The 6,445-nt window shown below is 72.9% G+C and carries 9 protein-coding genes; 7 read left to right on the top strand and 2 right to left on the bottom strand.

Translation table 11 applies throughout. From position 1 onward, the window contains the following. Positions 1 to 169, top strand: a 169-nt coding sequence (locus G3I53_RS34625; protein ID WP_343240719.1) for a hypothetical protein, incomplete at its 5' end; no start/stop codon positions are given. A gap of 22 nt (positions 170 to 191) precedes the next feature. On the opposite strand, the gene G3I53_RS30855 is transcribed toward G3I53_RS34625, so the two are convergent. Next, positions 192 to 1,160, bottom strand: a complete 969-nt coding sequence (locus G3I53_RS30855) for a hypothetical protein (protein WP_164338162.1) — start codon at positions 1,158 to 1,160, stop codon at positions 192 to 194. Between the two features lie 221 nt (positions 1,161 to 1,381). Further along, positions 1,382 to 2,827, bottom strand: coding sequence for a glyceraldehyde-3-phosphate dehydrogenase (locus tag G3I53_RS30850; protein ID WP_164338163.1), 1,446 nt, complete (start codon positions 2,825 to 2,827; stop codon positions 1,382 to 1,384). Between the two features lie 178 nt (positions 2,828 to 3,005). Here G3I53_RS30850 and G3I53_RS30845 point away from each other — a divergent pair, with 178 nt between their 5' ends. The 6 genes from G3I53_RS30845 (at position 3,006) to G3I53_RS30820 (ending at position 6,357) form a co-directional block, all read left to right on the top strand. Next, on the top strand, positions 3,006 to 3,410 hold the full coding sequence (locus G3I53_RS30845) for an SseB family protein (protein ID WP_164338164.1): 405 nt from the start codon (positions 3,006 to 3,008) through the stop codon (positions 3,408 to 3,410). 324 nt (positions 3,411 to 3,734) lie between these two features. After that, on the top strand, positions 3,735 to 4,004 hold the full coding sequence (locus G3I53_RS30840; RefSeq protein ID WP_164338165.1) for an ArsR family transcriptional regulator: 270 nt from the start codon (positions 3,735 to 3,737) through the stop codon (positions 4,002 to 4,004). A 198-nt stretch (positions 4,005 to 4,202) separates the two neighbouring features. Beyond that, the gene (locus tag G3I53_RS30835; protein ID WP_164333438.1) at positions 4,203 to 4,688 is read left to right on the top strand and encodes a CrcB family protein; all 486 of its coding nucleotides are present in this window, start codon (positions 4,203 to 4,205) and stop codon (positions 4,686 to 4,688) included. After that, entirely contained in the window at positions 4,685 to 5,038 is a 354-nt protein-coding gene (locus G3I53_RS30830; RefSeq protein ID WP_164333437.1) for a DUF190 domain-containing protein, read from the top strand. The genes G3I53_RS30835 and G3I53_RS30830 overlap by 4 nt, the downstream gene beginning before the upstream one ends. Beyond that, positions 5,035 to 5,409, top strand: coding sequence for a fluoride efflux transporter CrcB (crcB, locus tag G3I53_RS30825; RefSeq protein ID WP_164333436.1), 375 nt, complete (start codon positions 5,035 to 5,037; stop codon positions 5,407 to 5,409). Before G3I53_RS30830 ends, crcB begins: the two co-directional genes overlap by 4 nt. Before the next feature lie 15 nt (positions 5,410 to 5,424). After that, entirely contained in the window at positions 5,425 to 6,357 is a 933-nt protein-coding gene (locus tag G3I53_RS30820) for a glutaminase (protein WP_164333435.1), read from the top strand. The last annotated feature ends 88 nt before the right edge of the window (positions 6,358 to 6,445 follow it).

The raw sequence follows: 6,445 nt of genomic DNA, 5'->3' as shown, positions 1-6,445 counted from the left end.
CCTGCGTCCGGCGGACGGCGCGGACTGGGCCGGGGCGCACGGCATCACCGCCGGCGGCGCGGTCCTCGTCCGCCCCGACGGGTTCGTCGCGTGGCGGTCCGAGGGCCCGGTCACCGACCCGGCCCGGGTGCTGCGGGAGGTCGTCGGGGCGGTCCTCGACCGGCACTGACCGGGCGGCGGCGGGGCGGGCGTCAGCCCCCGATGCCCCCCTGCCGCCCCCGCTCCGCCTTGGCCTGGTGCTGCTCGAAGCGCTGCACCGCGGGCCCGTCGACGTTCCACGGCCACGGGGTGACGGTGCCCTGCAGCACCTGGAAGACGTGGTGCGCGTCGGCGGCCCGCCCGGCCGCGCACAGCGCGTACGCCAGCACGTTGAGGTCGGCCTGGGCCGCCGCGTGCTGGAAGAAGCCCGGCTTGGCCCACAGGCCGGAGGCCTGTTCGAGGGCGGCCGCGATCTGCCCGCCCTCCCACAGCTGGCCCGCCGTCATGGCCCGCACCCCGCCCTGTGCGAGCAGCCCCTGGTACTGCCGGACGGCGGCCGTGATCTCGATCGCCGCGCAGGGCGCGTTCGCGGGGATGCGGGTGCGGACGACGTCGATGAAGTCCAGCACGGAGGCGCTCGAACCGCCCTCCTCCGGCGACAGGTAGGCGAGCATCTGCACGTACGCCTCGCGGTGCCAGCGGTCGCGGCCGGTGGCCTCCCGCCAGATGGCGTTCACGTCGTTCTGCCCGTACCGCTCGACCCGTGCCAGACCGAGCAGGACCACCCAGGGCGTCGGGTCGGCGGGGGAGATCTCGGCGGCCCGGTGGCACTGGTTCACCAGCTGTGCCGCGTCCTCCACCCGCCGGTCCCGCAGGCCGCGCATCACGCCGACCCAGGAGTGGAACACCAGCGCGTCGGCGTTGTCCGGTTCCCGGGACAGCCAGGACGAGGCGAGCCCGGTCCCGGCCGACGCCTCGGCGAGGACGGAGGCGCGGTGGCTGCGGCGGTCCCAGTCGTCCCCCGCCTCCTCCAGCAGCGTGGCGACGAGCGTCACCTCCGGAGCCCGGCCGCTTCCGGCACCTCGCTTGTTCAACTGCCGCAGAGCGCGCGCCAGATCGGCGTCGTCGAGGGCGGGAACGATACGGGGACGTCTGCTGGTGCGACTGCTGAAGAGGGACATGCCCGCAGCGTAGGAAGTGTTTCACGCTGAGCAAGCGATCCCGGACGATCGTTACCGATCTGGACCCACGGGTTCGCTTTCTGTCACCGAATCAGGGCGGCACGATTCCGGCCGGCGGGTCCCGTCGGCCGTGCGCGGCAACGGCCGCGGGGCCGACGGCCACGCCGGCCCCGCTGGTCGCTGCGGGGGCGCTCCCACGCCCCCGCCCCGTTCCGTACCGGTCAGACCGCCGGCGCCGGGAACGTCGGGTACTCCACGCCCGAGACGTGCTGGACGACCCGGACGACCTGGCAGGAGTAGCCGAACTCGTTGTCGTACCAGAGGTAGAGGATCGCGTTGTCGCCCTCGACCTTCAGGGCGCCCGCGTCCACGATCGACGCGTGGCGCGAGCCGATGAAGTCGCTGGAGACCGCGTCGGGGGCGCTGATGAAGTCGATCTGGCGCTTCAGCGGCGAGGTGAGCGAGACGTTGCGCAGGTAGTCCAGGACCTCCTGGCGGTCCGTGGCCCGGCCCAGGCGGAGGTTGAGGATCGCTATGGACACGTCGGGCACCGGCACGCGGATGGAGCTGCCCGTGATGCGTGCCTTGAGATCGGGCAGCGCCTTGGCGACGGCGGAGGCGGCACCGGTCTCGGTGATCACCATGTTCATCGGCGCCGAGCGGCCGCGACGGTCCGACTTGTGGTAGTTGTCCAGCAGGTTCTGGTCGTTGGTGAACGAGTGGACGGTCTCCACGTGGCCGCTCAGCACGCCGTACTCGTCGGCCATCGCCTTCAGCGGCGGCACGATCGCGTTGGTGGTGCAGGAGGCGCAGGACAGGATCTGCTCGTCCGGCTTGAGGGTGTCGTGGTTGACGCCGTGCACGATGTTGGGCACGTCGCCCTTGCCGGGCGCGGTCAGGACGACCTTGTCGACGCCGGGGCGCAGGTGCTGCGAGAGGCCCTCGCGGTCGCGCCACTTGCCGGTGTTGTCGATCAGGATCGCGTTCTTGATGCCGTACGCCGTGTAGTCGACCTGCGAGGGGTCGTTCGCGTAGATCACCTTGATGCTGTTGCCGTTGGCGGTGATCGTGTTGTTCGCCTCGTCCACGGTGATGGTGCCCTGGAACTGGCCGTGCACCGAGTCGCGGCGCAGCAGGGAGGCGCGCTTGACGAGGTCCTGCTCGCCGCCCTGGCGGACGACGATGGCGCGCAGCATCAGGCCGTTGCCGGAGCCGGACTTCTCGATCAGCAGCCGGGCGAGGAGCCGGCCGATGCGGCCGAAGCCGTAGAGGACGACGTCGCGCGGCTCGCGGCGGTCGATCTTGTTGGCGCCGGTGGCGCCGGCGACGGCCTCCGCGGTGAACTCCGGCACCGACAGCCCGCGGTCGTCCGCCCGGTAGGTCGCGGCCAGCATGCCGATGTCGATCTGGGACGGGCCGAGGTCGAGCGTGGTGAGCGCCTGGAGGAACGGCAGCGTCTCGGTGACGGAGAGTTCCTCGCCGGCGATCTGCCGGGCGAAGCGGTGGGTCTTGAGGATGCTGACCACCGACTTGTTCACCAAGGAGCGGCTGTGCAGCAGGACGGTGACGTCCCGCTCGCGGTGCAGCTTCCCGATGATCGGGATCATCGACTCAGCGATCTCCTCGCGGTGTTGCCAGGTGGTGAACGAGTCTTCGTTGACAGTCACAGGATCATCTTTCGAGCTAGACGGCGCTCATATGATAGCCATGTGTTTCAGGGGAGCGGCAGGGGGTCGGATTCCGCAGGGTTGCGCCGCGGCGGACCGGGTACGCGTGCAGGACCGCGCCCGGAAGCGATCTTGGTCCGGGTGAGCCGCACGAACCTCCGCCAGCAGGGAATCTGTCATGGAAACACCCGCGCACGAGAACAACGCCCCCACGCCCGCCCAGCGCGCCCTGGACGCGCTGGCGCAGAACACCGAGGACGCTGCCGCGCTGGACGCGCTGGCGGGCAGTGACGTCCTGATCCCGGTCCCCGACGACGCGGGTGACGGGGAGGCCGCCGATCCCGGTGCCGTGGCGCTGCCGGTGCTGGAGCAGCCGGGCGGCACCCAGGTGGTGCCCGTGTTCACCTCCGAGACGGAGATGGCCGGACTGCTGCCGTTCGTCTCCCGCTACCGCCTGGTGCCGCTCGGGGCGCTCGCCGCGCAGTGGCCCGCCGAGGAGCTCTCCCTCACCATCGACGGCAGCTCCGAGCACCGGCTGACCCTCACCTCGGAGGGAGTGCGCACCCTGCTCGCCCGCCCCTGAGCCGTGTCTTCCGGATCTCCCCGGGGCCGCGGGGCCTGTCAAGGCGCCGTCGATCCGAGTCGGAGTGATCCGAAGAGACACGGCCCAGGACGCCGTCCGCCCCTGCCCCCGGCAGCCGATGCCCGCCGGTGGCGGGCCTGCCGCGGCCCGGCTCCGGGGGAGCACCGGGGAGGCCGTCCGGTACGGACCGTGCTCCGTCGGCCAACCTCGGTGCCCCACAGGTCTGTTGGCCCGCCAACGACGCCGGAGTCCGGGACACGGGGGACCCGGTTGCGGGACAGTGGAGGAGCCCGCAGAGCGGCGCCCGCGGTGGAGGTGGACGACATGCTGAGGACTCCCGTCGACGGGACACGGCTGCACATCCTGACCTGGCTCAAGCAGCCCGGGCTCGTCGAGAGCGGCGCCACCGCCGACGCCGTCGCGGCCCGCTTCCGGATGTCCGGCCCGGTCGCCCGCACCCACCTCGGCCTGCTCACCGCCCTCGGACTGCTGCACGTCGACCGCTCCGACGGCCCGCCGCGCTACCGGCGCGACGAGGTGCGCATCGCCGAGGTGGCCCGCATGATCGAGAAGGGCTGGCAGCACGGCTGGTGACCGGCTCGCGGCTCCGGCCCGCCCGCTCGCCGGCCCGGCCGGTGCCGGTACGCTGAGAGCGTCGCGGGCCCGGCCCGCGACCCGGCGGTGGGGCCCGCCGTGCCCGAACCGCGGCACCGTGGCCGCCAACGGTCCCTACTTGCGATGACGCGCACCCCGAGACCGAGGGGTGCAGGGCGAGTAGGAGGCGTGCACCCGATGAATCCCCCGCACTTCCCGGCCGTGGGCGAGCCCACGGATCCGGACCTCGGCCTCCGCGGACCCGTTCGGCGGCCGGGGGCCTGGCGGGCGCACGTTCCTGTGGTGGCCGTCGTGGCGCTGGGCGGCGCGCTGGGCGCCGCGGCCCGCTTCGCGGTGTCCCTGCTGTGGCCGACGGCCGACGGCGGCTTCCCGTGGACCACGCTGGGCGTGAACGCCGTCGGGTGCGCGGTGATCGGCGTGTTCATGGTCGTCATCAGCGACGTGTGGGCGGCCCACCGGCTGGTCAGGCCGTTCTTCGGCACCGGGGTGCTGGGCGGGTTCACGACGTTCTCGACCTACGCGGTCGACGTCCAGAAACTGGTCGACGCCGGCCGGGCCGCCGCGGGGCTGGCCTGCCTGGCGCTGACGCCGCTGGTGGCGCTGGCCGCGGTGTGGAGCGCCGCCGGGGTGACGCGCCGGATCGTGACATGGAGGCAGCCATGAGGACACCGCCCGGTCGCGCCCTGCGCCTGACGATCCTCGTCGGGGAGAACGACGTCTGGCACCACAGGCCGCTGTACACCGAGATCGTGCACCGGGCCCATAGGGCCGGGCTCGCCGGGGCGTCGGTGTTCCGCGGGATCGAGGGGTTCGGCGCCTCCTCGCTGATCCACACCACCCGGCTGCTGTCGTTGAGCGAGGACCTGCCCGTGGCGGTGGTGATCGTCGACGACGAGACCCGCGTCCGCGCGTTCCTGCCCCAGCTCGACGAACTGGTCGCCGGGGGCCTGGTCATGCTGGACGAGTGCGAGGTCCTTCGCGGTGCCGGCCGGGACGAGGAGCGCGCGCGGTGAACTGGCTGCTGGTCGTGGCCGGCGGCGCCGTCGGCGCGCCCCTGCGGTACCTGACCGACCTCGGCGTGTCGAAGCGGCACGACACCGTCTTCCCCTGGGGCACCTTCACCGTCAACGTGGCCGGCTGTCTCGTCCTCGGGCTGCTCACCGGCGCCGTCACCTACGGGGCCGCCCCGCACTCGGTGCAGCTGCTGCTCGGCACCGGGCTGTGCGGGGCGCTGACCACCTACTCGACGTTCTCCTACGAGACGATGCGGCTGGCCGGGAGCGGGGCGAGGCTCCTCGCCGCCGCCAACGTCGTCGTCAGTGTCGTGACCGGCGTGGGCGCCGCCTTCGCGGGTGCCGCGCTGGCCCGCCTCCTCTGGGCGTGACCGGGGGCGCGCACAATGGGGATCATGACGTCGTCGATGACCTTCCTGCCGGTGTTGGAACGCATCGCCGAGGAGATCGAGCGCACCCCCGGCCGGGGGACTCCCGCCCACTACATCCCGGCGCTCGCGGCCCGGGACCCGCGCCGCTTCGGCATGGCCGTCGCCGAGCTGGACGGCACGGTCTACGGGGTGGGGGACTGGCGGGAGCCCTTCTCGGCGCAGTCGATCACCAAGGTGTTCACGCTGGCCCTGGTGCTGGCCCGGGAGGGCGACTCCCTGTGGGAGCACGTGGGCCGGGAACCGTCCGGCAACCCCTTCAACTCGCTGGTGCAGCTGGAGTACGAGGACGGCATCCCCCGCAACCCGTTCATCAACGCGGGCGCCCTCGTCGTCACCGACCGGCTGCACACCCGTACCGGCGACGCGGCCGGGGAACTGCTCGCCCTGCTGCGGGCCGAGAGCGGCAATCCCGACCTGGACTTCGACCTGGAGATCGCCGCCTCCGAGGAGACCCACGGCGACCGCAACGCCGCCCTCGCCCACTTCATGGCGTCCTACGGCAACATCGACAACCCGGTGCCGGCCCTGCTCGACCAGTACTTCCGGCAGTGCTCCGTCGCCGCCTCCTGCGCCGACCTGGCGCCCGCGACCTCCTTCCTGGCCCGGCACGGCATCCGGGCCGACGGCACCCGGCTGCTCAGCCGCAGTCAGGCCAAGCAGGTCAACGCGGTGATGCTGACCTGCGGGACCTACGACGCGGCCGGCGACTTCGCCTACCGGGTGGGCCTGCCCGGCAAGAGCGGGGTGGGCGGCGGCATCATCGCCGTCGTCCCGGGCCGCTGCACGCTGTGCGTGTGGAGCCCGGGCCTGGACGAGCACGGCAACTCGGTGGCGGGCGTGGCGGCCCTGGACCGCTTCACCACCCTGACCGGTCTGTCGGTGTTCTGACCGGCGCGCCTCGGGCGGGCGGCCCGGCCGGTCAGTCGCGCGGCGCCGGGCCGAAGGCCAGGCGCAGCACCAGCGCCACGGCCGCCGC

Source organism: Streptomyces sp. SID14436, from assembly GCF_010548465.1.
Taxonomy (GTDB): domain Bacteria; phylum Actinomycetota; class Actinomycetes; order Streptomycetales; family Streptomycetaceae; genus Streptomyces.
The sequence above is the reverse complement of the archived record's forward strand: the minus strand, read 5'-3'. Positions and strand labels throughout refer to the sequence as shown.

What these genes read in the sequence shown, in the direction of transcription:
- G3I53_RS30845 (WP_164338164.1), top strand. Translation starts at nt 3,006, where the DNA reads ATGGAAACACCCGCGCACGAGAACAACGCCCCCACGCCCGCCCAGCGC.
- G3I53_RS30855 (WP_164338162.1), bottom strand. Translation starts at nt 1,160, where the DNA reads ATGTCCCTCTTCAGCAGTCGCACCAGCAGACGTCCCCGTATCGTTCCC.
- G3I53_RS30835 (WP_164333438.1), top strand. Translation starts at nt 4,203, where the DNA reads ATGAATCCCCCGCACTTCCCGGCCGTGGGCGAGCCCACGGATCCGGAC.
- G3I53_RS30820 (WP_164333435.1), top strand. Translation starts at nt 5,425, where the DNA reads ATGGGGATCATGACGTCGTCGATGACCTTCCTGCCGGTGTTGGAACGC.
- G3I53_RS30830 (WP_164333437.1), top strand. Translation starts at nt 4,685, where the DNA reads ATGAGGACACCGCCCGGTCGCGCCCTGCGCCTGACGATCCTCGTCGGG.
- G3I53_RS30840 (WP_164338165.1), top strand. Translation starts at nt 3,735, where the DNA reads ATGCTGAGGACTCCCGTCGACGGGACACGGCTGCACATCCTGACCTGG.